Genomic DNA, 21,916 nt, shown 5'->3' with positions numbered 1-21,916 from the left:
TTTCTCCCCGCCCCGTCCAAGGCGCCATAAAGCCTCTCACCATCTGAGGAGAAGTCATGAGCATTCTGGGCGTCGAGAGCGTCGTGTTCGGCGTAGCGGACCTTGCCGAGCACACCCGTTTCTGGACCGATTTCGGCCTGCCGCCAGAGAGCGCGACCGAGGACGAGACCGTGTTCCGGTTGGCCAGCGGCAGCCGGGTGATCGTCCTGCGCCGCGGCGATCCGCGCCTGCCCGCGCCCGATCCCTTTGTCGGAGACGGCGTCAAGGAAACCGTCTGGGGCGTCGATACCGCCGAAAACCTTGAACGCATCGCCGCCAGCCTCGCCAGCGAAGTCGAAGTCACGCGTGATGGCGACGGCACGGTCCGCTGCCTCTGCCCCGACGGCCAGCCGATCGCGCTGAGGGTGTGGGACAAGCGCCCGGTGGTGTCGGAGACCAGCCCGGTCAACACCCCGGCGAATTTCCCGCGCTTCAACCAGCACCGCATCTGGCGCCGGAAGGCGATCCCCAAGACGATCAACCACGTCGTCTTCTTCAGCCCGGACTATGTCGCCAGCTTCGAATTCTACGAGCGCCACCTCGGCTTCCGCTACGTCGATCACTCGAAGGGCACCGGGATCTTCGCCCGCGCCGACGGGACCTTCGAGCATCACTCGATCTTCTGGGTGAACTGCGACCTGCCGATCGCCCCCGACCACTTCAAGTTCATGCACATCGCCTTCGGCATGGACGACATCGACGAGGTCATGCTCGGTGCCAACATCATGGAGGCGAAGGGCTGGAAGAACCAGTCGATGAACAGCTCGGGCGGCATTTCCCGCCACCGCATCTCCAGCGCGATCTACTATTACTGCGACATGCCCGGCCATGCCGGCGAGGCCGAATATCACGCCGATACCGATTACCTCGACGACAACTGGGTCCCCCGCGCCTGGGATTTCCGCTTCGGCTCGCTGCTGTGGTCGAACAATGCCCCGCCGATCTTCCGGGGCGACAATATCCCGTGGGACATGACCTTCGACGCCGACCGCAGGAGCTTCGAACCCTTCCGCAAGAGCAAGCCGGGCAAACTTCCCGTGAACGGCAAGCTCGCCGAACTGACCGACGACGACGAACACGCGCTGTAATGCGTTGACCGGTCCCGCCTGACGGCGTGACCTCGCGCGGCGCCGGCCCGCTCCCCCGGCCCAACCACCCATTGAGTGTACCCTGTGGGTGGTTGGGCCGGGGGAGCGGGCCGGCGCCGCAAGCCCTTGGCGGATGCCAAGGGCGCACCAACCAAAGGAATCTCCGGTGCCGCAAGCCCTTCGCGGAGGCGAAGGGCGCACCAGACAAAACCCTCTCAGATCACCGTATCGACGTGAATCACGGCGGGCGGCGCCGTGAAGAATGGCCCGGCCAGCGCCCGCCATTGCTGGAAGCCGTCGGACTCGCGAAAGTCCACCATGTGCGCCTCGACCGTCTCCCAGCCGACGACGAGGCGGTAGGAGCCGGGCTCCTCGATGACCCGCTGCAGCCCGAAGGAGACGAAGCCCTTGGCCGCTTCGAAATGCGGACGGGCGGCGGCAACCGCCGCCTCGAAGTCGGCCGATCGGGCAGGATCAATGGCCAGCGTGGCGATTTCGTGAATCATGGAGTGGGTTCCTCGACAAATTCGATCAGGTTGCCCGCGCAGTCGCGCAGGAAACAGCCCTTGCCGAACGCCTCGCGCACGACAAAGGCCACGTCCGCGCCCTTGGCTTCCATCTCGGCCAGGAATTCTTCCAGATCTTCCACCCGGAAGGCAACGTGCTTGTTGCCGTGTGTCTTCAGGTCCGCCGGGGGGTGGCGGCGGTCGTCGGGCAGGGGGGCGGCTCCCTTCACCTCGAAGATCTCGAAGCGCAGCTGCCCCTTGCGAACCATCGCCGCCTCGGCCCCGGCGGCCGCGATATGGAACCGCTTCTCGACCGCGAAGCCCAGCACCCGGCCATACCACTCGATCGCGGCGTCGAGACTGGGCACCGATACGCCGCAGTGGTGAAATGCGAACTCGGCCACCGCGTCAGCCCATCTCGGCAAAGGTTTCGGCGCACCAGTCGGCGATGTAGTCGCGCATCCCGGTGCCGTTGTCTGCGCCGCAGTGCTCGACCTCGAAATCCTCCTTCGTGAACATGCGCAAGGTCCGTTTGGGGCTATTGACCGCCTGATCATAGCTCATCTGCGCGTTGAATGCGGGGATCTGGCGGTCGTGTTCGCCATGGGTGATCAGGAAGGGCACCTTGATCTTCTCGACCTGCCCGTCGAGCGTGATCTGGTCGGCATAGTCGAGAAAAGCGTCACGGTCGGTCATCCCGAAGACCCACAGCACGTGATCCCAGTAATGCGGCACGGGGTTCTCGCCCTCGTTCGACACCCGCTCGCGTTGGCGCTGGCCCCAGACGTGGTTCGCACCCATCACCGCACAGAGCGCGTAACGCGGATCGTTCGCAGCGATGCGCGGGGCGTGGTAACCGCCGAAGGAAAGGCCGAAGATTCCGATCTTCGCGTGAATGACGTCACTTCGGGTCAGCAGGTAATCGAAGGCCGGACTCCCCCAGCGTTCGGCATCATAGACCGCCGGCAGGCCCCGCTTGCGGATCGCCTCCCCGGTGCCGGGCTGGTCGAGGAACAGCGTGTTCATGCCCCGTTCGAGGTTGGATAGGCCGTGCCCGGCCATGTTGACCTGTTCCTTCATGGAATCGAGGCCGTTGACCGAAACGAGAGTGGGGCGGGGCGTACCCGAACCATCGTGGACGAAAATGGCGGTGTAGCTGGAATCTCCGTAGGGAATCTCGATCTTGTCGGCGTGCAGTCCCCGCAGCGCGCTGCCCTTGTGGTAGAGTTCAAGGCCCTTGTCGTAGGCCGCCCAGCGCGGGGCATAGTCGCGGCTCTGCAGGCGCTCGGCGGCAAGGTAATAGCCCGAGGCGCGCAGGTACTTGGTCCCGGCGGAGAGCAAGTAGCCCGCCGCCTCGTCGGCTTCGGCATTGGCGGTGACCTGGTCGGCCACGGCGATCCAGCTGTCGAACAGCACGGCCGAGCCGGCGTCCGCCCCCTGCTTTGCCGCCTCGCGTACCGGACGGCAGGCCTCGTCGATTTCACCATGGTTGCCGCCGCAGACCAGCGCGAGGTTCACGCCGAGGTTCCAGACATAGTTCCCGGGGAAGGGCTCGAACATAAAGTGGTCCTTTTATGACAATGTCGCGGACCTTGCGATCCGCGTCCGCCTCGGCGGTCGCCCCGCGGTTGAGCCACTCGGCATCTGGACGATCGCCCGCGGAAATCCTGATTGTCGTTGCCATTGCAATCAGCCTCCCGGCGAGACCATCGCATTGAATCGATGGGTCGGTATTGATCATATGCTTTTGAGAAGATCTTCCTGCCCGGTTACCCGGTTTCAAGCACTGAAAGGGAGAGATCGGAGACAATGCGCCTGGCAACCCTCCGCGACGGTTCCCCTGACGGGTGCCTGATCGTGATCGCGCCCGATGGCTCGAGCTACAGCGCCGCGCCGGTGAAAACCTTGCAGCAGGCGCTGGAGCAATGGAGCGAACTGTCCCCGCAAATGGCGCAGATCGCGGACTTTCCGGAGCGGCTGGACCCTGCGGAGGTGATGGCGCCGCTTCCTCGTGCGTGGCAGTGGCTCGACGGCTCGGTCTATCCCAGCCACGGCGAACTGATGGACAAGGTGCTCGGCATCGAACCGTTCAAGCCTGACTGGCCCCTCATGTATCAGGGCGTGTCGGACACGTTCCATGCGCCCCGCGGCGACGTGCCGATGGCGAGCGAGGATCTGGGCATCGACTTCGAGGGTGAATTCGGGATCATCACCGACGCAGTGCCGATGGGCACCAGCGCCGAGGACGCGGAGCGGCACATCGCGCTTGTTGTGCAGATCAACGACTGGTCTCTGCGCAAGCTGGCCGGGCCGGAGATGAAAACCGGCTTCGGTTGGGTCCAGGCCAAGCCGCCGTGCGGCATGGCGCCCTTCGCGGTCACGCCGGATGAACTGGGGCCGGCATGGCGCAATAGCCGCCCGGCAATGCATCTGCTTGTCCACTGGAACGGCCGTCAGTTCGGCAATGCCGATGGCGAGCAGATGGCCTATGGTTTCAACGAACTGATCGCCCATGCGGCGCGGACCCGGAACCTTGTCGCGGGGACGGTGATTGGCTCCGGCACTGTATCCAACCCCGATTTCCGCGAGGTCGGCTCCTCGTGCATCGCCGAACGGCGCGGGATCGAGGTGGTCGACACCGGTGCGCCTTCGACCGAATTCATGAAATACGGCGATACCGTTCGCATGGAGGCAAGGACGGCCGATGGCCGCTCACCCTTCGGTGTTCTCGAGCAGAAAGTGGTGACACCATGACCGACCTTTCCGATTCCGGCCTGCCGCTGGTGCAGCGGGTGGTGACGGGGCACGACGAAAATGGCCGCGCCGTGTTCCGGTCGGAGGATTTCAGTCCGACGAAACTGATCCCGACCGGCGATGCCTCGTTCCTGCAGTTGTGGACGACGCAAACCGTTCCGGCCGACAACAACGACGAAACGGACGGACGCGACCGGAATGTCGGCACGACGCTCATGGGTGGGTCCGCATTCCGCATCGTTGACATGTTGCCGGGGCAGCAGAGCCCGATGCACCGGACCAATTCGATTGACTACGGCATCGTCCTCAAGGGCGAGATCGAACTGGAACTGGAAGACGGGCGCAAGAAGACCGTCGGTGAAAACGGCGTCATCATCCAGCGCGGCACGAACCATCTTTGGCGCAACGCCACCGATCAGCCTTGCCGTATCGCCTTCATCCTGATCGAGGCGCCGGCATATCTCCACAACGGCGTGCCGCTGGACGAGGCCAAGCCTGAGCAGGTCGACCGGCGCTATAACGCGGCGGAGGCGGGGCATTGAGCCTCTTCTCGCTTGCGGGCAAGGCGGCCATCGTCACCGGGTCCACGCGCGGCATCGGACTGGCCATCGCCAAGGGGCTGATCGAGGCCGGGGCCCGGGTGACGATATCGAGCGAGGATGCTGCCGATACGGCGCGGGTGGCGGCTGAACTCGGGATGCCGGGGATTCCGGCCGATGTGAGCGATCCGGCAGCGCTCGGCAGGCTCGTGGACGGGACGATGGACGCCTTCGGCCGGCTCGACGTGCTGGTCTGCAATGCGGGAATTACCGGAAGTGCAAGTCCCTTCGCGGAGATTGACATGGCCGATTACGATCGGGTGATGGCGATCAACCTGCGCAGTCAGGTCGTGCTGGCCAATCTTGCCATCCCCCGGATTGCCTCGGGCGGCGGCGGCGCGGTCGTGTTGATCTCCAGCCTGTCGGGGCTGCGGGGCAACGCCAGGATCAATGCCTATGCCCTTTCCAAGGCGGCGGCGGCGCAACTGGCGCGCAATCTGGCGGTGGAATGGGGCCCCTGCGGCGTGCGGGTCAACGCGATCTCGCCCGGTTTCATCGCGACCGAACTTTCGGCTCCGCTGCTCGCCGATGAGGCCTTCATGGCTCGCCGCATGGCGATGACCCCGCTGCGGCGGCCGGGAACTCCCGAAGAGATCGCCGGGGCGGCTGTCTTTCTGGCATCGCCTGCAGGGGCCTTCGTTACGGGGCACAACCTTGTCGTGGACGGCGGCACCCTCATCACCGACGGCAGCTGATCACCAGGCGGTAGCGCCCGCGTCGATGGGAATTTCCGCGGCCGTCACATAGCGGGCCTCGTCGCTGGCGAGCCAGACTGCGCCCCAGGCAATGTCTTCGGGTTCACCCAGAAATTTCAGCATGTTCTTGTCCAGAACTTGCCGTTCAAGGGCTGGGTCTGCCTGAAGATGAGCCCGCGTTGCCGCCGTGCGGATGAAGCCGGGCGAGATCGCGTTCACCCTGATCCCGTGCGGTGCGCCTTCCATCGCCAGTTGGCGCGTCATGGCCAGCACGCCGCCCTTGCCGGCGCAATGGGCGAGGGCGGGCGAGCCGGGGAGGGCATGGTGTGCATTGGCGGAGGCAAAGTTGATCACGCTCGCCGTGCCGCTGGCCTTCAGCCACGGCCAGGCTGCCCGCGCGGCCAGAAAGACGATGTCCAGCTCACCGGCCAGCGTGGCTCGCCAGTTCTGATAGGACATGTCTTCCAGCCATGCGAACGCGGCGAAAGCCGCCGCATTGACGAGCACGTCAATCCGGCCGTGATCTTCGCCGATGCGGGCGAAGCAGGCGGCCGCCTGCGCTTCGTCCAGCAGATCGCAGTCGTCTCGGTCTATGCCGATGACGGTCGCGCCTTCCGAGGCAAAGATGGCCGCGCAGCCTTTGCCTATGCCGTTCGCCGCGCCCGTGATTACGGCGACCTTGCCGGCGAGCCGTTCAGCCATGTGACGCGGCCATGCGCAGCCTGGGGCGCGACAGCAGGGCAACGAAGGAGGCAATCAGCGCCGCTGCCGCCAGCACTCCGAAGGCGCCGAGAAGACCGCCCACCACCGATGCCGCGGCGGTGACGGCGATGGGCGAGATGAACTGTCCGACGGAAAACGCACCGGTCCAGAGTCCCGCGCCCCTGCTTCGGATCTCGAACGCCAGGCCGCTTATGGCCCAGACCAGCAGCGTCGGGAGCAGCATGCCCGCCCCGAGCTGGTTGATGAAGCAGCCCACCAGGAAGCCGGGCGGAGAACCAGACCGGCTCATCAGCAGGAAGCCGGTGGCGAGCAGCATGAACTCGATCGAGAGCAGGCTCCGCACGCCGAGTCTCGAGCCGGCGCGTGAGTAGATCAGGGTTCCGATGGGAACGCCGATGCTGGCCAGCGAAGTCAGAAACCCGGTCCGGGCCGGATCGGTGATGCCCAGTTCCGTCAGGCCGACCGGCGACTGGATCTGCACGGTATAGAACAGCACCGAGCCGAAAACGGTTACCAGCATGATCCCGGCCATGCGAAGCCACGGAAAGCCTGCCCAGCTCGCGTGGTGCGGTGCTGCATCCGCCTCGTCGCTCGCGTCCCGTTCGGACGGTTCCCAGGTGAACCGGGCGACAAGGGCAAACATCAACAAGGCCGAAGCATAGACCCAGAAGGGCGCGCGCCAGCCGAAAGTGCCGAGGAAACCCCCGACGTTGAAAAAGACGAGCGCCGAGATCGACGCCATCGCGGTTTGCGCCGCGAGCCACCGATCGCGCGCCGGGCCATCGAAATAATCGCCGATCATCGTCGTGCTGAGCACCATGATCATGGCTTCGGCGATTCCGACGGCAACCCGGCTGGCGATGATCGGGCCGAGCCCGTCGAGATAGACCGGCGCCACCCCGACCACGGCATAGATCAGGAACGAGACCAGCAGCAGCCGCCGCCGCCCGAAATAGTCCCCCATGATCCCGGCGATCGGCGAGAACAGCGCCACGCAGAGCGCGGGCACGGTCAACACCATCGGCACGAGGTATTCGTGACGCGGAATGTCTGAAAATTGATCGAGCAGAGCCGGCAGGATCGGCGCGAGCAGCACGATGGCCATCGTCGACAACGTGATGGGAAAAAGCAGGGCAAGGCCGGTCATCGCGCCTGCGTGGTGGTGCCTTGCCATCTGTTCTCCTCTCGGTCCGATCTCTTGCCGTCGGAGCCAAGCTGGCTGACTAGCAATGAGCCGGGGGAGCGGCAAAACGATAGGATGGGACAGTGGCAATTCAGGGAATCGGTTGCTGCCGTTCCAGCCGGGCGGCGAGGCGCGGACGCGTCCCGTGCGTGATCGGGCGGCTTTCGTGGATATAGTAGAAGTTTCCGTGCCTCACCGGCCCGCGATGGCGGGGAGTGCCGTGCATTCGGAAAATTTGAAAATGGTCGGGACGAGAGGATTCGAACCTCCGACCCCCACACCCCCAGTGTGATGCGCTACCAGGCTGCGCTACGTCCCGACCGGAGCGGCGCCTATAGGCAGGCGCGGCGGACGATGCAAGGGTGGATTGGGGCGCATTTGCGCAATCTTGCCTCGGCCGTGCGGGTTGTGGGCCGAAGCCCGGGTGCACCGCGCGCGCGGTGCTTGCAGGGCGGGGCAGCGATCCCCACTTGCGTTGCCACGCCGGGGCTTTGCTGCTAGTCGCCCCGCGATCCGCGCCTGCGCGCTGAAATTCGCCGAGAAAGCCATTTCACATGTCCACCCTTTCGATCCTGTCCGCCGCTGCCGCTGGGGGCCCCCCGGCCTGGACCAGCTTCATTCCGTTCGTGGGCATGGGCCTCGTGTTCTATTTCTTCCTTCTGCGCCCGCAGATGCAGCAGCAGAAGAACCAGCGCGCGAAGATTGCCGCGATCAAGAAGGGCGATCAGGTCGTTACGGCTGGCGGCCTGCTCGGCAAGGTGATCAAGGTCGATGAAAATCACGTCGATCTCGAGCTTGGGCCCAACGTGAAGGTCCGCGCGGTGCGTTCGACCATTGCCGAAGTCGTGACGCCCGGCTCCGCTGCCGCCAACGACTGAGCGGCTGCGCGCCGAACCGCTGAACATACTGAGCAGGATCGCCCGCAATGCTTGATTTCCCGCGCTGGAAGCAGACCTTCTACTGGCTGCTCGCTGCCGTTGCGATGCTGGCCTCGCTGCCCTCGCTCGCCACTTTTGCCAATCTTGCCTGGCCTTCGTCGCTGCCGCGGCCTGAGGTCAACCTCGGTCTCGACCTCGCCGGCGGAAGTCACATCCTGCTCGAGGCCAGCCCCGACCAGGTTCGCCGCCAGCGGCTCGAGGCGATGGACGAGGACGTGCGCCAGCGCCTCAAGCAGAATGCGCCCGATGTGCGGATCGGCGATGTTTCGACCAAGGACGGCACCGTGTCGTTCATGGTCGAGGACGCCGCGCAGGTCGACAAGGCGCGCGAAGCCGTGCTGCCGCTGACCAGCGGCGCCGGCGTGACCGGCCAGCGGGACTGGGACATCCAGATGCTCGACGGCACCCGCATCGTCCTCACCCCGACCCAGGCCGGGATCGACCTCGCCGTGTCGCAGGCGATGGACACGGCCACCGAAGTGGTGCGCAAGCGCATCGACGCGCTCGGCACGCGCGAGCCGACCATCATCCGCCAGGGCGCGGACCGCATCGTGGTCCAGGTGCCGGGGCTCAAGGACCCGGCCGCGCTCAAGAGCCTGCTCGGCCAGACCGCCAAGCTCGAATTCAAGCTGGTCGACACCACCGCCAGCCAGGCCGACATCGCCCAGGGCATCGCCCCTCCGGGCAGCGAGATCGTGCCCTATGCCGATGCCCAGTCGGGCGGCGGCGCGGCGGCGATCGCGGTGAAGCGGCTCGGCGGGATCAAGGGCGATTCGCTGACCAACGCCCAGCAGACCAACGACCAGCGCAACAACCAGCCGGTCGTCTCGATCACCTTTGATCAGGCCGGCGGCGCCAAGTTCGCCAAGCTGACCACCGAGAACGTCAACAAGCCTTTCGCCATCATCCTCGACGGCAAGGTGATCTCGGCCCCCAACATCAACGAGCCGATCCTGGGCGGCAGCGCCCAGATCTCGGGCAATTTCACCACCGAAAGCGCCAACCAGCTCGCCATCGCGCTGCGCTCCGGTGCCCTGCCGGTCGACCTCAAGGTGGTCGAGGAACGTTCCGTCGGTCCCGACCTCGGCGCGGACTCGATCAAGAAGGGCGGCATCGCCATGCTGGTCGGCACGACCGCGCTGGCCGTGTTCATCCTGTTCACTTACGGCCGTTTCGGCGTCTATGCCTGCTGCGCGCTGATCGTGAACGTGCTGATGATCCTCGGCATCATGGCGATCGCCAACACCACGCTCACCTTGCCCGGCATCGCCGGTTTCGTGCTGACCATCGGCGCGGCGGTCGACGCCAACGTGCTGATCAACGAACGCATCCGCGAGGAACGTCATCGTGGCCGGCGCGTCGTCCAGTCGGTCGAGATGGGCTACAAGGAAGCCAGCCGCGCGATCTTCGACGCCAATATCACCAACGTCATCGCCGCCGCGCTGATGTTCTTCTTCGGCTCGGGGCCGGTGAAGGGATTTGCCGTCGTGCTGGTGATCGGCATCATCACCTCCGTGTTCACCGCCGTGACCATGACCCGCATGTGGGTCGCCAACTGGCTGCGCCGCGCGCGCCCCTCCGAACTCGCGCTGTAAGGGATAGAGCCCGATGAAACTCCTCAAGCTCATTCCCGATCACACCAACATCCACTTCTTGCGCTGGCGTGTGCCGTTCTACGTCGCCAGCCTCGTGCTGATGGCGCTGAGTATCACGCTGGTGGCCACGCGCGGCCTTAATATGGGCGTCGACTTCGTCGGCGGGCAGATGATCCGGGTGACCTTCACCCAGTCCGCCGCCGCACCGGTGGCGGCCCTGCGCGAGGAAGTGACCGCCCTGGGCTATGGCGAACCGATCATCCAGCAGTTCGGCAAGCCCAACGAGGTCTCGATCCGGATGAAGCTGCCGGAAGGTTCGGACAAGGATGCTGGTCTCGCCGATGCCATGGCCAAGCGGATCACCGGCGATATCAAGGTGAGGCACGCCGACGTGCGGGTCGACGGCGTCGATTCCGTCTCGGGCAAGGTGTCCAAGGAACTGGGCTGGACCGCGTTCAAGGCGCTTGGCCTCGCCGCGCTGGCGGTTGCCGCCTATATCTGGATTCGCTTCGAATGGCAGTTCGGCGTGGGCGCACTGTTCGCGCTGGTCCACGACGTGACGCTGACGCTGGGCCTGTTCGCGGTGACGCAGATGGAGTTCGACCTCAACATCGTGGCCGCGCTGCTGACCCTGATCGGCTACTCGCTGAACGATACCATCGTGGTCTACGATCGCATACGCGAGAACTTGAAGAAGTATCGCAAGATGCCTCTGCCCGAACTGCTCGATCTATCGGTCAACGAGACCCTGGCGCGCACCATCGTGACTTCGCTGTCGATGCTGATCACGCTGGTTGCGCTGCTGCTGCTCGGGCCGGACGTGATCTTCGGCTTCACCGCGGCGATCACGCTGGGCATCTTCGTCGGCACCTACAGCTCGATCTACATGGCCGCGCCGATCCTGATCTGGCTCAAGGTCACGCCGTCGAGCTTCGTGCCGACCGAGAGTGCGCTGGAAAAGCAGGAACGGCTCGCCCGCGAGCAGTCCTGACCGGCCGAGCGGCGACCTAACCGGCTGATCTGAAAGTCTCGGCCAGTCGGCGCCAGTAGGCGGTCAGCGCCGCGGCGTTGGCCTCCCAGCTGAAACCGTCCGCTCCGCGCAGCACCGCTTCGCGCGGGGGCGGGGCGGCGAGGATTTCGCGCACGGCGGCGGCAATGGCCGGGCCGCTGCGCGGGGCAAGCCGGCCATAGGCCGGATCGGTGATCAGCTCGACCGCGCCGGGAATGGGCGTCGTCACCACCGGCACGCCGCAGGCAAGCGCTTCGACCCAGGCATTGGCAAGGCCTTCGCTCGCCGTGGGCAGGACAAAGACATCGGCGGCGGAGAGCAATTGCGGCAGGTCGCCGTGGGGCACGGCGCCGAGAAAGCGCACCTGCGCGGCGATGCCGAGCCGGGCGGCGTGAGCCTTGAGCGATCCCTCGTCCGGCCCGGCACCGGCCAGAAGCAGGATCGCGCCGGGCAACTGGGCGAGGGCATCGATGGCATGGACCTGTCCCTTGCGCGCGATCAGCGAACCGATCGTGATCAGCACCGTGGCCGCTTCCGGCAGGTCGTAGCGCGACCGCGCGGCAGCCCGGTCTCTCGGGCAGAAGGCCTGGCGGTCCAGCCCCGTGCGGTGCAGCGCGATCTTTTCGCGCGGGATGCCGAGCGCCGCCATGTTGTCGGCAAGGCCAGCGGCGACGGCGAGCAGCCCGGTTGCCTCGCGCCCGGCCTTGCGGACCTGTCCTGCCGTGCCGAAGGCCTTGCCCCAGTAATGGATGTCGGCGCCGCGCGCCTTGATCGAACTCGGTAGGCCGAGGTCGCGGGCGATGCTGACCGCGGCGGGCCCGTCCGGGTAGAAGAACTGTGCGTCGATCAGGTCGAACGGCTGCTCGGCGTGAAGCTGCCTTGCCAGAGGCAGCACCGCATCGGCCAGCAGCCGGGCGTTGAGCGGGCCGCCGATCGCCGGGATGAGGCTGAAGCGCGGCCGTAGAACGGTCACCCCGCCGCGCTCTTCATGCGCCGGCAGGCGGGCAAGGCGCCGGTAGCGCGCATGCCATGACAGGGGGAAGGGCGGCAGGCCGACCGGATTGATCACCACGAGGTCGACCTCACCGGTGCGGACCACGGCCTGCATCTGCCGTTCGACGAAAACCCCGAAATTGGGGGCGGAATCATTGGGATAAAGCGTTGCGAGCGAGAGTACCCGCAGCCGCCCGTCCGGCAAGGTCACAGGCGGCGCACCAGCATTTCGGCCACGGCGATCCACGGCGGATTGTCGATCACCAGCTGGCGATGGCCAAGGCCCGGCGGCAGGACGGCGATGCGCCGCCCGTCACGGTCGAGCAGGCGGCCGAAGGCGAAGCGCCCGGCCGGGCGCGGCACGAGGACGTCACGGTTGACGAGGCGGCCCCACTCCACCTCGTCCTCGATCTGGCGCAGCCACAGCTGGTCGCCAGCGCGGTATTCTCCGGCCCCGCATTCCACCGCCACGGCGAGCATGGGGGCATCGCCGGCAAGCTGGTTGGGCAGGATCGCGTCGCGCGGCTGGGTCAGCGCCTCGGCGCCATGTTCGGCGAGCCGGGCGACCAGTTGTGGCTGGGCCGAGCCTTCGCCGCGGACCAGCAGTTCGGGTTCGACCTCGAGCGCGGCGGCGATCCGGTTCATCCAGGCGAGCGAGAGCTGGCGCATCCCGGTTTCGAGCCGGCCAATGGTTTGCGGCGTGGTCGGCGGAATGCAGGCTTCGGCCACGTCGGCCAGAGTAAGGCCCTTTTCACGGCGAATATCCCGGATGCGATTGATCATGTGCGACCCCTTTGCAGATAACCATATTGGTTTTTCCGCTTTCCTACAAGTGCGGCTTCTTGGCACTTCGTCGGGCTGAGACAGGAAAGGGATTCGATGAAGCAGCAACTGGTCGAGCGCGAACTGACCGAACAGGGACCGGGGCGCGGCCCGGCACGGCAAGGACGGCGCAGCGTGACCGTCAACCTCGCCGAGAGCCCGCTGACATGGCTCCATGCGCGCGGGCACCTGTCGGACACGGATCTTGCCGCCGGAGAGCGCCTGCGGATGGACTGGGAGGCGGCCCAGTTTGCGCCGGGAATCACGATGCGCTGGGACCCGGTGCGGACGCGGGGCGGGGCCGGCGGGCTTGATCCGACCGAGCGGCAGGTGGCGGCGCGGGCCCGCTTCAACGGCGCCATCGGTGCGGCCGGGCCGGGCCTGTCGGACATCCTGTGGCGCGTGGTCTGCGCGGGCGAGGCTGTGCCCGATGCCGAGCGGGCCTTGGCCTGGCCGGCGCGCAGCGGCAAGCTGGTCCTGCGTTTCGCCCTGGCGCGGGTGGCGGACTTCTACCGGATCGGCTGAAGGGCGCTCAGCCTTCGACCAGTTCGGCCAGTTCGAGCCAGCGTTCCTCGGCCGCTTCCTTCTCGCTGCGCGCGGCATCGAGCGCCTTGGTCAGAGCGGCGAACTTCGCGGGATCGCGGGTGTAGAGCGCGGGGTCGGACAGGGCCTGTTCGTCGCGCGTGATCGCCGCATCGAGTTCCTCGATCCGCCGGGGCAGCAGTTCGTAGTCGCGCTGGTCTTTGTAGGAGAGCTTCGACTTCTTCGGCGGCGGAGGCGGGGGCGGGGCGGAAGCCTCGGTCTTGGGCGCCGCCTTGGGGCCGGCGGAGCTGCGGGCCTTGCGCTGCTTTTCCCAGTCGGCATAGCCGCCGGCCACGACGTCGACTTTGCCCGAGCCGTCGAGTCCGAGGGTGACGGTGACCGTGCGATCGAGGAAGTCGCGGTCGTGGCTGACGATCAGGACCGTGCCGTCATAGTCCGCGATCACTTCCTGCAGCAGGTCGAGCGTTTCGAGGTCGAGGTCGTTGGTCGGCTCGTCAAGCACCAGCAGGTTCGACTTGCGCGCAAATTCGCGCGCCAGCAGGAGCCGCGAGCGCTCGCCGCCCGACAGGGTGCCGACCTTGGCCTCGACCAGCCCGGGATCGAACAGGAAGTCCTTGAGGTAGCCTTGAATGTGCTTGCGCACACCGCGCACGTCGATCCAGTCGCCCCCCTCGGCCAGCACGTCGCGCACGCGCTTTTCGGGAGACATCAGGCTGCGCTGCTGGTCGATCATCACGCCCTGCAGGGTCTTGGCGAGGGTGACCGTGCCCTGATCGGGCTCCAGTTCGCCGGTCAGCAGTTTGAGCAAGGTGGTCTTGCCCGCACCGTTGGAGCCGACCACGCCGATCCGGTCCTTGCGGGTGATGCGCAGCGAGAAGTCTTTGATGATCGGCCGTTCGCCGAACTTCTTGTTGACCTGATCGGCCACGATCACGGCCTTGCTCTTGGCATCGTCGCTGGCCAGCGCGAGCTTGGCCGTGCCTTGCGGGCTGAGCATGGCGGCGCGCTGGGCGCGCATTTCCCAGAGCTTTTCGAGCCGGCCCTGGTTGCGCTTGCGCCGGGCAGTGACCCCGCGTTCGAGCCAGTGCGCCTCGATCTTCAGCTTGGCGTCGAGCTTTTCCGCGGCGCGCGCTTCTTCGGCATAGGCCTGTTCCATCCAGGCTTCGTAGCCGCCGAAGCCGATCTCCTTGCGGCGCAGCGAGCCGCGATCGAGCCAGACGGTGGCGCGGGTCAGGCGTTCGAGGAAGGTCCGGTCGTGGCTGATGACGACGAAAGCGCCCTTGTAGCGCTGGAGCCAGTCTTCCAGCCAGTCGATCGCGGCGAGGTCGAGGTGGTTGGTCGGCTCGTCGAGCAGGAGCAGGTCCGGCTCCATCGCTAGGGCGCGGGCAAGCGCGGCGCGGCGGCGCTCACCGCCGCTGGCGCTTTCGGCCTTCCGGCTCATGTCGATGCCGAGTTGGCCGGCGATCGCCTCGACCTCATGCTTCTCGGGCGCGTCCTTGCCGGCGAGGGCAAAGTCCATCAGCGTGTCGAAGCCGGTGAAGAAGGGGTCCTGTTCCAGCGTGACGATGCGCGTTCCGGGCTGGATCGAGCGCTTGCCGCGATCGGCATCGATCTGCCCGCCGATCAGCTTGAGCAGGGTGGTCTTGCCCGCGCCGTTGCGGCCGATCAGGGCCAGCCGGTCGCGCGGGGCGATGTGAATGTCGAGCTCGCGGAAGAGCCAGCCCGAGCCCTGTTGCAGGCTCAGGCCTTCCCACGATAGGATCGGTGCGGCGGCCATAGGGGCGCGCGTTAGGCCCAAGCGCAGGGCCTTGGCAAGCACCGCCGAACGCGCTTCAATCAATTAATGGCGGATTTCAGGGCATTCACTCCTTGTTCAAGGCGCGAAGTCTAGGCACCAAGGGGTGATGAAACGCAGAAAATCCTCTCGCGTGCTGGGCGCCGCGCTGCTGGCTGGCTCGATCCTGGCCATATCGCCGCTGGCGAGTGCCGCTCCCGGCGACGAGCAGGGGCAGGCGCGGCGCGACATGCGCGCCGGAAACGTCCGTCCGCTGCGGGAAATCGAACAGCGCGTGCTGCCCTCGATGCCCGGCATGCAGTACCTCGGGCCGGAGTACGATCCCACCGCCATGGCCTATCGGCTCAAGTTCATCCAGAACGGGCGGGTGGTCTTCGTCGACGTCGATGCGCGCTCGGGGCAGATCCTTTCGCGGCATTGATCGCGGGAATTGCCCCTTGCCCGCCGGCTTGACGCTCCCCAGCTTTGTCCGCATCTGCAAGCACACTGCAACGCCGCTGCAACAGGGATAGAACGATGCGCATCCTTATCGTCGAGGACGAACCGACCCTCGGCCGCCAGCTCAAGTCTACCCTCGAGCAGACCGGCTATGCCGTTGACCTTTCCACCGATGGCGAGGACGGGCACTTCCTCGGTTCGACCGAGGACTATGATGCCGTTGTGCTCGACCTTGGCCTGCCGGAGATTGACGGGCTGACCGTGCTGGGCATGTGGCGCAGGGAAGGGCGGAGCTTCCCGGTGCTGGTGCTGACCGCGCGCGACAGCTGGTCGGACAAGGTGGCCGGGCTTGATGCGGGCGCCGACGATTACCTTGCCAAGCCGTTCCAGACCGAGGAACTGATCGCCCGCCTGCGGGCCCTGATCCGCCGCGCCTCGGGCAATTCGTCGAGCGAGCTGATCGCGGGGGACGTACGGCTCGATACCCGCTCGGGCCGGGTCACGCTCAACGGCGAGCCGGTCAAGCTGACGGCGCAGGAATACAAGCTCTTGTCCTACCTGCTCCACCACAAGGGCAAGGTGGTGAGCCGGACCGAGCTGATCGAACATATCTATGACCAGGACTTTGACCGCGATTCCAACACGATCGAGGTCTTCGTCACCCGCATCCGCAAGAAGCTGGGCTCGGACGTGATCACCACGATCCGCGGGCTGGGCTACAGCCTCGACGATCCGGCCGAACCGGGGCGTGGCTGAACCATATTCGCCTGATCCGGCTGGCTCTCCGACGACAGAGTCCAATCCGTCTGACCCGCCGCGCGCGCATACCGGTTCGCTGTCGCGGCGGATGATGGTGATCGCGGCGGGGTGGATCGCCATCCTGCTGTTCGTCGGCGGCTTCGCGCTGGACCGCACGCTGACCGGCCTCGTTACCCGCAATTTCGACGACAACCTCGGCTATATGCTGACCGCCATGGTCGGCTCGGCCGAGATCGGGCCGGACGGGGAGGTGTTCTTCAACCGTCCGCTTGGCGACCAGCGGTTTCTCGAGCCGAATTCCGGCCTTTACTGGCAGATCAGCGGCAAGGGGCACGACGACTTCCCCTCACGCTCGCTGTGGGACCGATCGCTCAAGATCACGACCAGCCATTTCGATGACGCGCCGCACGTCTATGACAGCGACCAGTTCGACAACGAGCCGCTGCGGATCATGGAGCGCTCGATCATCCTGCCGGGCAGCGATGTCCGCTGGTGGTTTGTTGTCGCGGCCAGCCGCACCGACCTCAATGCCCAGATCAAGCGCATCCGGCTGATCCTCGTCTGGTCGTTCATCGTGCTGGGCCTTGGCCTGTTCCTGATGGCGGGGGCTCAGACATGGTACGGCCTTGGTCCGCTGCGCCGGGTGCGGCGCGCGATCCAGAAGATGCGCACGACCGGGGCCAACCGGGTGACAGATCCGCTGCCGCTGGAGGTTCAGCCGCTGGTGAACGAACTCAACGGCCTGCTCGCCCATACCGAGCGGCAGGCCGAGGAGGCGCGCACCCATGCCGGCAACCTGGCCCATGCGCTCAAGACGCCGTTGACCGTGGTGATGAACGCGGCCACGGCCAAGGCCCCGGACCTTGCCGACACGGTGATCCGCGAGGCGGCGGTGATGCGGCGGCAGGTCGATCACCACTTGGCGCGGGCGCGGGCCGTTGGGCGCCGCGCGGTTGGCCTGTCACGCGCGGCGGTGTGGGAGAGCGTTGAGGCCGTGCTGCGCGCCGTGACCCGGCTATACGAACAGAGCCGCTTCGACCTTGACGGCAACCGCGAGGCGGCGGTGCAGATCGAGCGGCAGGACCTCGATGAAATTCTCGGCAACCTGATCGAGAATGCGGCGAAGTATGGCGGGGGCTCGGTTTTCGTCACGGTCGATGCCGCGCCGACCGATCCGGCCTATTGCGAGATCTGGGTGGAAGACGACGGCACCGGCATTCCGCCGGCCGAACGAACCCGGATCTTCGATCGCGGGGCTCGGCTGGATACGGGCAAGCCGGGGACTGGGCTTGGTCTGGCCATCGTGCGCGACGTGGCCGAAATTTATGGCGGCTCGGTGGAGCTTGGCGAGAGCGAGGACCTTGGCGGGCTGATGGTGCGGCTACGGCTGCCGCGCTTCGCGGGGTGACACCATGCGCCGCGCCCTCTCGCTGACAACGGCGCTGCTGGCAGCGGTGCTGCTGGCGGGGTGCAACATTGTCGTGTCCGACCAGCCGTGGTTCGGCGCGGAGGATTCGGTTGGTCGCCTCGGGCTCAGGGAAGGGTTGTGGGCGGTCATGACGGACGGCGATTGTCGTTTCGACGAAACACTTTCGGCCGAACGTTGGCCGGAATGCGCCAGCGCCAAGATCGTGCGCGGTGACCAACTGCTGTCCTACGAATGGGTGGATGCCGAGACGGCCGGGGGACCGCGCCGCGAATTTCTGCAGTGGCAGACTGACGTCATCCTGCTGGCGGACGGCGATCCGATGATCCTGCAATTGCGCAACGTCGATGCGACCGGCGAGCGTGGCGAAGGCGGAGTCGTGGCACCTTACTATTATGTGGCGGTGCATCCGCTGGAGCGCGATGACGCGGGGCGCATCGTCAGGCTGGAGCGGTGGCTGGTCGAGTGCGGGCCGCTGCCAAAGGCGGCGGATGATGCCAAGGGTGAGGACACTTCGCATGTCACGGATCGACCGTTTCCCGGGCTGACCGTAAACGGCAATGTCTGCACGGCGGCGAGCGTCGCTGCCCTGCGCAGGGCAGCCCTTGCGAGCCAGGCCATGGGTCAGGCGGCCGGAATTCGTCCGTCACCAGCGCACTGGGTGCGCGATGGGTGGCACTAGTATGAACCGGGACGCTGTCCGGGGCGGGCAAGCCCTGCCCCGGACGCCGACGATCAGTCCACGGTCGGGCCGTGTTGCGGGCCGGGGTAGCGTTGCAGCCAGTGGGCATATTGCGGGGGCAGGACCCACGACGATTTCGGCACGCCCAGCGCGCGGGCGGCGCGGAAGGGGAAGTGCGGGTCGGCGAGGTGGGCGCGGGCGACCATGACGAGGTCGAGCTGGCCGCTGGCGACGGCCTTTTCGGCGTCGGCCGGCTGGTCCATGCCCCAGGCAGTGGCGACGGGGAGGCCGGTTTCGCTGCGGACGCGCTGGGCGATCGGGGCCATGAAGGCCGGGCCCCACGGCACGTGCGAATCCAGGGTGGAGAAGCCGATGCTGACATTGAGGAAGTCGAGCCCGGCCTGCTTGAAGCGGGTGACGAGGGCGATCGATTCTTCGAGCGTCTGCTCATCGCGGCCGTCGAATTCGAGCACGCCGAAGCGGGCGGTCAGCGGCAGGTGATCGGGCCAGACCTCGCGCACGGCGGCGAGGGTTTCTTCGAGGAAACGGCCGCGGCCGAGGGCGTCGCCGCCGTATTGGTCAGTGCGCTGGTTGGCGTGGACCGAGAAGAAGCTCTGGGCGAGGTAGCCGTGGGCGAAGTGCAGTTCGAGCCATTCGAAGCCGGCATCGCGGGCGCGGATCGCGGCGGAGACGAAGTCGGCCTTGACCCGGGCGATGTCTTCGAGGGTCATTTCGCTCGGCACCTTGGACAGGCCGCCGCCGAAAGCGAGGGGCGAGGGCGAGATGGTGGGCCAGCCGCCAGGGGCATTGTCGGCGATGTGATCGTCGCCCTCCCACGGCTTGTTGGCGCTGGCCTTGCGCCCGGCGTGGCCGATCTGGATGCCGGGAACGGAGCCGGCGGCGCGAATGGCCGAGGCGATGGCGGCCATGCCGGGGACCTGTGCATCGTTCCACAGGCCGGTGCAGCCGGGAGTGATGCGGCCTTCGGGCGAAACGCCGGTCGCCTCGACGATGACGAGGCCCGCGCCGCCGCGTGCGAGGCCGGTGTAGTGAGGCAGGTGCCAGTCACCGGTGACGCCATCGACCGCGCTGTACTGGCACATCGGCGGGACGGCGATGCGGTTGCGCAGGGTCACCCCCTTCAGCGTGAAGGGCGAGAAGAGTTCGGACATGAAGATTCCTGCCTGGGAGAGTGGAGAGGAAAGGAAGGCAGGAGATAGGGTGCGACGAGGCGAATGAAAGGGCGCTGCCGCTGCAAAAAGCGCAAGGCCGCTGCTAACGATTGCAACCGCCGGAAGGCAGACCGGGCGGCCTGCTCAGAGGCCGTTCTTGGCCTGTTCGTGGTGGCGGATCACCTCGTCGATGATGAAGCGGATGAACTTCTCACCGAAATCGGGATCGAGCTGGGCATCTTCTGCCAGCTTGCGCAGGCGGGCGATCTGGCGTTCCTCGCGGCCCGGGTCGCTGGCGGGCAGCGCGGTCTTCGCCTTGTGTTCGCCCACCGCCTTGGTGATGCGGAAGCGTTCGGCGAGCATGTGGATCAGCGCGGCATCGATATTGTCGATGCTGGCGCGATAGCTCGCGAGGACCGGATCGGGTGCGGAAGAAGTGCTTTCCTGTGCCATCGAGGCGCCGCTAGCACGATAATGGACGCGATTCAAAACTTGCCTTCGCAGCCCAGACCTTGCAGGGCGCAGGGCCATGAGCGCTGACGTGATCCCCCTTGGGCCCCGTTCGGGCGGGCCTTCGCTGGCCCCGCTGCTGGCCCTGACCGCGCCGGGCATGAACGCAGTCAACGCGATCATCCTCGACCGGATGCAGAGCGAGATTCCGCTGATCCCCGCGCTGGCCGGGCATCTGATCTCTGGCGGGGGCAAGCGGATGCGGCCGATGCTGACCATCGCCGGCGCCGCGCTGTGCGACTATCAGGGCGCGCGCCATCACAAGCTGGCGGCCGCGGTTGAGTTCATTCACACCGCGACCCTGCTGCACGACGACGTGGTGGATGGCTCGGACATGCGCCGGGGCAAGCAGACCGCCAATATCGTCTATGGCAATCCGGCGACCGTGCTGGTGGGCGATTTCCTGTTCACCCGCAGCTTCGAGCTGATGGTGGAGGACGGCAGCCTCAAGGTGCTCAAGATCCTCTCCTCGGCCAGTTCGATCATTGCGGAGGGCGAGGTTGACCAGCTCACCGCCCAGCGCAAGGTGGAGACGAGCGAGGAACACTACCTCTCGATCATCGGCGCCAAGACCGCCGCGCTGTTCGCCGCCGCGACCCGGATTGCCGCCGTTGTGGCGGAGCGGAGCGAGGCGGAGGAGCAGGCGCTCGACGCTTATGGCCGCAACCTCGGCATCGCCTTCCAGCTGGTGGACGATGCGATCGACTACGATTCCGATACGGCGGAAATGGGCAAGGGGAAGGGCGACGATTTCCGCGACGGGAAGATGACCCTGCCGGTGATCCTCGCCTATGCGCGCGGCACGGCGGAGGAGCGCCGGTTCTGGCAGGACGCCATCGCCGGTTTCCGCACCGAGGATGAGGACCTGGCTCACGCGGTGGCGCTGATCGCCAAGTACGACACGGTTTCCGCCACGCGCGAACGCGCTCGCCACTTCGCGCAGCGGGCGATCGATGCGATTGCCGGCTTCCCGGCGGGCCCGGCGCGCAGCGCGATGGCCGAGGCGGCCGAGTTCGCGGTGGCGCGCCGGTACTGAAGCCTCAGCTCACGGGCACCATCAGGTGTTCGTAAGGCGTGCCCGCCCACATCACGTAAGGCGCGCTGGTGTCGGGGTTCGGGCCTGACGGGTAGCCGGCGAGCAGGGCCTTCGAGCCCACGACCATCACGTGCGGGCCGGTCTTGATCCAGTCCTTGTCAGGCTTGGTTGAATAGGGATCGGTGTTGCTGGCATCGGTCCCGCCTTCGAGCATGTACATGAAGCCAGGCTTTTCGGCGGGCGGGGTCTTGTGGCCCATCCAGGCCATGGCCCATTCCATCGCGTTGCCGTCCATGCACATCGGATCGTGGCCGGGCGTGGCGGGATTGTCGGGCATGCAGGTGAAGCCGTTGGTCCCTTCGCGCAGGGTCTTCATCGAACCGTCGGCATTGGCCATGACCACCGCGGCCTTGGCGCCGACCGAGGCGGGGGCGGCGGACATGGCGCTCTTGATCGGGTCGCTTGCGTCGGCAGCGGCAGCAGCGGCGTCGGCGGTGGGCGTTGGCGCAGGGGCCTCGGGGTTTCCGGCCTTTGAACACCCGGCGAGCGTGACGGCGAGGCCCGTGGCGGCGAGGAATGACAGGGCAGTGCGAGACGAACGCATGGCACTC

At 66.5% G+C, this 21,916-nt stretch carries 24 protein-coding genes and 1 tRNA gene; 13 read left to right on the top strand and 12 right to left on the bottom strand.

The annotated features are described in order from the left end of the window. Positions 1 to 56: 56 nt before the first annotated feature. Complete coding sequence (locus H7F51_RS05220) at positions 57 to 1,127, top strand: VOC family protein (RefSeq protein WP_185663163.1); 1,071 nt, start codon at positions 57 to 59, stop codon at positions 1,125 to 1,127. A 215-nt stretch (positions 1,128 to 1,342) separates the two neighbouring features. On the opposite strand, the gene H7F51_RS05215 is transcribed toward H7F51_RS05220, so the two are convergent. Genes H7F51_RS05215 through H7F51_RS05205 form a run of 3 tightly spaced genes read right to left on the bottom strand, consistent with a single transcriptional unit; the run spans position 1,343 to position 3,193 of the window. Next, on the bottom strand, positions 1,343 to 1,633 hold the full coding sequence (locus H7F51_RS05215) for an antibiotic biosynthesis monooxygenase family protein (protein ID WP_185663162.1): 291 nt from the start codon (positions 1,631 to 1,633) through the stop codon (positions 1,343 to 1,345). Then, positions 1,630 to 2,037 (bottom strand): VOC family protein, encoded by a 408-nt coding sequence (locus tag H7F51_RS05210; protein ID WP_185663161.1) that lies wholly within the window; start codon positions 2,035 to 2,037, stop codon positions 1,630 to 1,632. Before H7F51_RS05210 ends, H7F51_RS05215 begins: the two co-directional genes overlap by 4 nt. Before the next feature lie 4 nt (positions 2,038 to 2,041). Continuing rightward, positions 2,042 to 3,193: an alpha/beta hydrolase gene (locus H7F51_RS05205; RefSeq protein WP_185663160.1), complete on the bottom strand. Its 1,152-nt coding sequence runs from the start codon at positions 3,191 to 3,193 to the stop codon at positions 2,042 to 2,044. Positions 3,194 to 3,442: 249 nt separating this feature from the next. Here H7F51_RS05205 and H7F51_RS05200 point away from each other — a divergent pair, with 249 nt between their 5' ends. The 3 genes from H7F51_RS05200 to H7F51_RS05190 are packed head-to-tail and all read left to right on the top strand — an operon-like array spanning position 3,443 to position 5,681. After that, positions 3,443 to 4,387, top strand: a complete 945-nt coding sequence (locus H7F51_RS05200) for a fumarylacetoacetate hydrolase family protein (protein WP_185663159.1) — start codon at positions 3,443 to 3,445, stop codon at positions 4,385 to 4,387. Further along, complete coding sequence (locus tag H7F51_RS05195) at positions 4,384 to 4,929, top strand: cupin domain-containing protein (protein WP_185663158.1); 546 nt, start codon at positions 4,384 to 4,386, stop codon at positions 4,927 to 4,929. Before H7F51_RS05200 ends, H7F51_RS05195 begins: the two co-directional genes overlap by 4 nt. Continuing rightward, positions 4,926 to 5,681 (top strand): SDR family NAD(P)-dependent oxidoreductase, encoded by a 756-nt coding sequence (locus H7F51_RS05190; RefSeq protein ID WP_185663157.1) that lies wholly within the window; start codon positions 4,926 to 4,928, stop codon positions 5,679 to 5,681. Before H7F51_RS05195 ends, H7F51_RS05190 begins: the two co-directional genes overlap by 4 nt. On the opposite strand, the gene H7F51_RS05185 is transcribed toward H7F51_RS05190, so the two are convergent. The 3 genes from H7F51_RS05185 to H7F51_RS05175 all read right to left on the bottom strand — a co-directional run bounded on the left by H7F51_RS05185 (position 5,682) and on the right by H7F51_RS05175 (position 7,906). Further along, on the bottom strand, positions 5,682 to 6,383 hold the full coding sequence (locus H7F51_RS05185) for an SDR family NAD(P)-dependent oxidoreductase (protein ID WP_185663156.1): 702 nt from the start codon (positions 6,381 to 6,383) through the stop codon (positions 5,682 to 5,684). Continuing rightward, positions 6,376 to 7,578, bottom strand: a complete 1,203-nt coding sequence (locus H7F51_RS05180; protein ID WP_185663155.1) for an MFS transporter — start codon at positions 7,576 to 7,578, stop codon at positions 6,376 to 6,378. The genes H7F51_RS05185 and H7F51_RS05180 overlap by 8 nt, the downstream gene beginning before the upstream one ends. A 251-nt stretch (positions 7,579 to 7,829) precedes the next feature. Beyond that, a tRNA-Pro gene (locus tag H7F51_RS05175) sits at positions 7,830 to 7,906 on the bottom strand. A gap of 235 nt (positions 7,907 to 8,141) precedes the next feature. On the opposite strand from H7F51_RS05175, the gene yajC reads away from it, so the two are divergent. Genes yajC through secF form a run of 3 tightly spaced genes read left to right on the top strand, consistent with a single transcriptional unit; the run spans position 8,142 to position 11,111 of the window. Continuing rightward, positions 8,142 to 8,465 (top strand): preprotein translocase subunit YajC, encoded by a 324-nt coding sequence (yajC, locus tag H7F51_RS05170; RefSeq protein WP_185663154.1) that lies wholly within the window; start codon positions 8,142 to 8,144, stop codon positions 8,463 to 8,465. Between the two features lie 47 nt (positions 8,466 to 8,512). Continuing rightward, positions 8,513 to 10,120 carry a protein translocase subunit SecD gene (gene secD / locus H7F51_RS05165; protein ID WP_185663153.1) on the top strand — a complete coding sequence of 536 codons (1,608 nt, stop codon included), beginning with the start codon at positions 8,513 to 8,515 and terminating at the stop codon, positions 10,118 to 10,120. A 13-nt stretch (positions 10,121 to 10,133) separates the two neighbouring features. Beyond that, positions 10,134 to 11,111 carry a protein translocase subunit SecF gene (secF, locus tag H7F51_RS05160; RefSeq protein WP_185663152.1) on the top strand — a complete coding sequence of 326 codons (978 nt, stop codon included), beginning with the start codon at positions 10,134 to 10,136 and terminating at the stop codon, positions 11,109 to 11,111. 16 nt (positions 11,112 to 11,127) lie between these two features. Here the strand turns inward: secF and H7F51_RS05155 are convergent, their stop codons facing one another. Together H7F51_RS05155 and H7F51_RS05150 are read right to left on the bottom strand one after the other, a co-directional pair. Next, on the bottom strand, positions 11,128 to 12,333 hold the full coding sequence (locus tag H7F51_RS05155) for a glycosyltransferase (protein ID WP_343061211.1): 1,206 nt from the start codon (positions 12,331 to 12,333) through the stop codon (positions 11,128 to 11,130). Continuing rightward, on the bottom strand, positions 12,330 to 12,905 hold the full coding sequence (locus tag H7F51_RS05150) for a helix-turn-helix domain-containing protein (protein ID WP_185663151.1): 576 nt from the start codon (positions 12,903 to 12,905) through the stop codon (positions 12,330 to 12,332). The genes H7F51_RS05155 and H7F51_RS05150 overlap by 4 nt, the downstream gene beginning before the upstream one ends. 96 nt (positions 12,906 to 13,001) lie before the next feature. Between H7F51_RS05150 and H7F51_RS05145 the strand changes: the two genes are divergently transcribed. Continuing rightward, complete coding sequence (locus H7F51_RS05145; RefSeq protein WP_185663150.1) at positions 13,002 to 13,469, top strand: DUF6456 domain-containing protein; 468 nt, start codon at positions 13,002 to 13,004, stop codon at positions 13,467 to 13,469. Positions 13,470 to 13,476: 7 nt separating this feature from the next. On the opposite strand, the gene H7F51_RS05140 is transcribed toward H7F51_RS05145, so the two are convergent. Then, on the bottom strand, positions 13,477 to 15,264 hold the full coding sequence (locus H7F51_RS05140; RefSeq protein WP_185663149.1) for an ABC-F family ATP-binding cassette domain-containing protein: 1,788 nt from the start codon (positions 15,262 to 15,264) through the stop codon (positions 13,477 to 13,479). 127 nt (positions 15,265 to 15,391) lie between these two features. On the opposite strand from H7F51_RS05140, the gene H7F51_RS05135 reads away from it, so the two are divergent. The 4 genes from H7F51_RS05135 to H7F51_RS05120 all read left to right on the top strand — a co-directional run bounded on the left by H7F51_RS05135 (position 15,392) and on the right by H7F51_RS05120 (position 18,587). Beyond that, positions 15,392 to 15,703 carry a PepSY domain-containing protein gene (locus H7F51_RS05135; protein ID WP_185663148.1) on the top strand — a complete coding sequence of 104 codons (312 nt, stop codon included), beginning with the start codon at positions 15,392 to 15,394 and terminating at the stop codon, positions 15,701 to 15,703. Between the two features lie 95 nt (positions 15,704 to 15,798). Continuing rightward, a complete protein-coding gene (locus tag H7F51_RS05130; protein WP_185663147.1) occupies positions 15,799 to 16,476 on the top strand; it encodes a response regulator in 678 nt (225 codons plus the stop codon). A 91-nt stretch (positions 16,477 to 16,567) separates the two neighbouring features. Further along, positions 16,568 to 17,887 carry a sensor histidine kinase gene (locus tag H7F51_RS05125; RefSeq protein WP_185663146.1) on the top strand — a complete coding sequence of 440 codons (1,320 nt, stop codon included), beginning with the start codon at positions 16,568 to 16,570 and terminating at the stop codon, positions 17,885 to 17,887. Positions 17,888 to 17,891: 4 nt separating this feature from the next. Continuing rightward, positions 17,892 to 18,587, top strand: coding sequence for a hypothetical protein (locus H7F51_RS05120; protein WP_185663145.1), 696 nt, complete (start codon positions 17,892 to 17,894; stop codon positions 18,585 to 18,587). Between the two features lie 53 nt (positions 18,588 to 18,640). Here the strand turns inward: H7F51_RS05120 and H7F51_RS05115 are convergent, their stop codons facing one another. Next, on the bottom strand, positions 18,641 to 19,759 hold the full coding sequence (locus H7F51_RS05115; protein WP_185663144.1) for an NADH:flavin oxidoreductase/NADH oxidase: 1,119 nt from the start codon (positions 19,757 to 19,759) through the stop codon (positions 18,641 to 18,643). 144 nt (positions 19,760 to 19,903) lie between these two features. Next, positions 19,904 to 20,212: a chorismate mutase gene (locus H7F51_RS05110; protein WP_185663143.1), complete on the bottom strand. Its 309-nt coding sequence runs from the start codon at positions 20,210 to 20,212 to the stop codon at positions 19,904 to 19,906. 76 nt (positions 20,213 to 20,288) lie between these two features. Here H7F51_RS05110 and H7F51_RS05105 point away from each other — a divergent pair, with 76 nt between their 5' ends. Next, a complete protein-coding gene (locus H7F51_RS05105; protein WP_185663142.1) occupies positions 20,289 to 21,305 on the top strand; it encodes a polyprenyl synthetase family protein in 1,017 nt (338 codons plus the stop codon). 4 nt (positions 21,306 to 21,309) lie between these two features. On the opposite strand, the gene H7F51_RS05100 is transcribed toward H7F51_RS05105, so the two are convergent. Next, positions 21,310 to 21,909: a hypothetical protein gene (locus tag H7F51_RS05100; RefSeq protein WP_185663141.1), complete on the bottom strand. Its 600-nt coding sequence runs from the start codon at positions 21,907 to 21,909 to the stop codon at positions 21,310 to 21,312. Positions 21,910 to 21,916: the final 7 nt, after the last annotated feature.

Source organism: Novosphingobium flavum (assembly GCF_014230315.1).
Classification (GTDB): domain Bacteria; phylum Pseudomonadota; class Alphaproteobacteria; order Sphingomonadales; family Sphingomonadaceae; genus Novosphingobium; species Novosphingobium flavum.
This window is presented reverse-complemented; position numbering and strand designations above follow the sequence as displayed.

Excerpts from the sequence above, each read along its gene's own strand:
- H7F51_RS05220 (WP_185663163.1), top strand. The coding sequence starts at position 57 with ATGAGCATTCTGGGCGTCGAGAGCGTCGTGTTCGGCGTAGCGGACCTT.
- H7F51_RS05100 (WP_185663141.1), bottom strand. The coding sequence starts at position 21,909 with ATGCGTTCGTCTCGCACTGCCCTGTCATTCCTCGCCGCCACGGGCCTC.
- H7F51_RS05115 (WP_185663144.1), bottom strand. The coding sequence starts at position 19,759 with ATGTCCGAACTCTTCTCGCCCTTCACGCTGAAGGGGGTGACCCTGCGC.
- H7F51_RS05150 (WP_185663151.1), bottom strand. The coding sequence starts at position 12,905 with ATGATCAATCGCATCCGGGATATTCGCCGTGAAAAGGGCCTTACTCTG.
- H7F51_RS05110 (WP_185663143.1), bottom strand. The coding sequence starts at position 20,212 with ATGGCACAGGAAAGCACTTCTTCCGCACCCGATCCGGTCCTCGCGAGC.
- H7F51_RS05105 (WP_185663142.1), top strand. The coding sequence starts at position 20,289 with ATGAGCGCTGACGTGATCCCCCTTGGGCCCCGTTCGGGCGGGCCTTCG.
- H7F51_RS05130 (WP_185663147.1), top strand. The coding sequence starts at position 15,799 with ATGCGCATCCTTATCGTCGAGGACGAACCGACCCTCGGCCGCCAGCTC.
- H7F51_RS05180 (WP_185663155.1), bottom strand. The coding sequence starts at position 7,578 with ATGGCAAGGCACCACCACGCAGGCGCGATGACCGGCCTTGCCCTGCTT.
- H7F51_RS05145 (WP_185663150.1), top strand. The coding sequence starts at position 13,002 with ATGAAGCAGCAACTGGTCGAGCGCGAACTGACCGAACAGGGACCGGGG.
- H7F51_RS05200 (WP_185663159.1), top strand. The coding sequence starts at position 3,443 with ATGCGCCTGGCAACCCTCCGCGACGGTTCCCCTGACGGGTGCCTGATC.
- yajC (WP_185663154.1), top strand. The coding sequence starts at position 8,142 with ATGTCCACCCTTTCGATCCTGTCCGCCGCTGCCGCTGGGGGCCCCCCG.
- H7F51_RS05135 (WP_185663148.1), top strand. The coding sequence starts at position 15,392 with ATGAAACGCAGAAAATCCTCTCGCGTGCTGGGCGCCGCGCTGCTGGCT.
- secF (WP_185663152.1), top strand. The coding sequence starts at position 10,134 with ATGAAACTCCTCAAGCTCATTCCCGATCACACCAACATCCACTTCTTG.
- H7F51_RS05195 (WP_185663158.1), top strand. The coding sequence starts at position 4,384 with ATGACCGACCTTTCCGATTCCGGCCTGCCGCTGGTGCAGCGGGTGGTG.
- H7F51_RS05120 (WP_185663145.1), top strand. The coding sequence starts at position 17,892 with ATGCGCCGCGCCCTCTCGCTGACAACGGCGCTGCTGGCAGCGGTGCTG.
- H7F51_RS05140 (WP_185663149.1), bottom strand. The coding sequence starts at position 15,264 with ATGGCCGCCGCACCGATCCTATCGTGGGAAGGCCTGAGCCTGCAACAG.
- H7F51_RS05205 (WP_185663160.1), bottom strand. The coding sequence starts at position 3,193 with ATGTTCGAGCCCTTCCCCGGGAACTATGTCTGGAACCTCGGCGTGAAC.
- secD (WP_185663153.1), top strand. The coding sequence starts at position 8,513 with ATGCTTGATTTCCCGCGCTGGAAGCAGACCTTCTACTGGCTGCTCGCT.
- H7F51_RS05185 (WP_185663156.1), bottom strand. The coding sequence starts at position 6,383 with ATGGCTGAACGGCTCGCCGGCAAGGTCGCCGTAATCACGGGCGCGGCG.
- H7F51_RS05215 (WP_185663162.1), bottom strand. The coding sequence starts at position 1,633 with ATGATTCACGAAATCGCCACGCTGGCCATTGATCCTGCCCGATCGGCC.
- H7F51_RS05125 (WP_185663146.1), top strand. The coding sequence starts at position 16,568 with ATGATGGTGATCGCGGCGGGGTGGATCGCCATCCTGCTGTTCGTCGGC.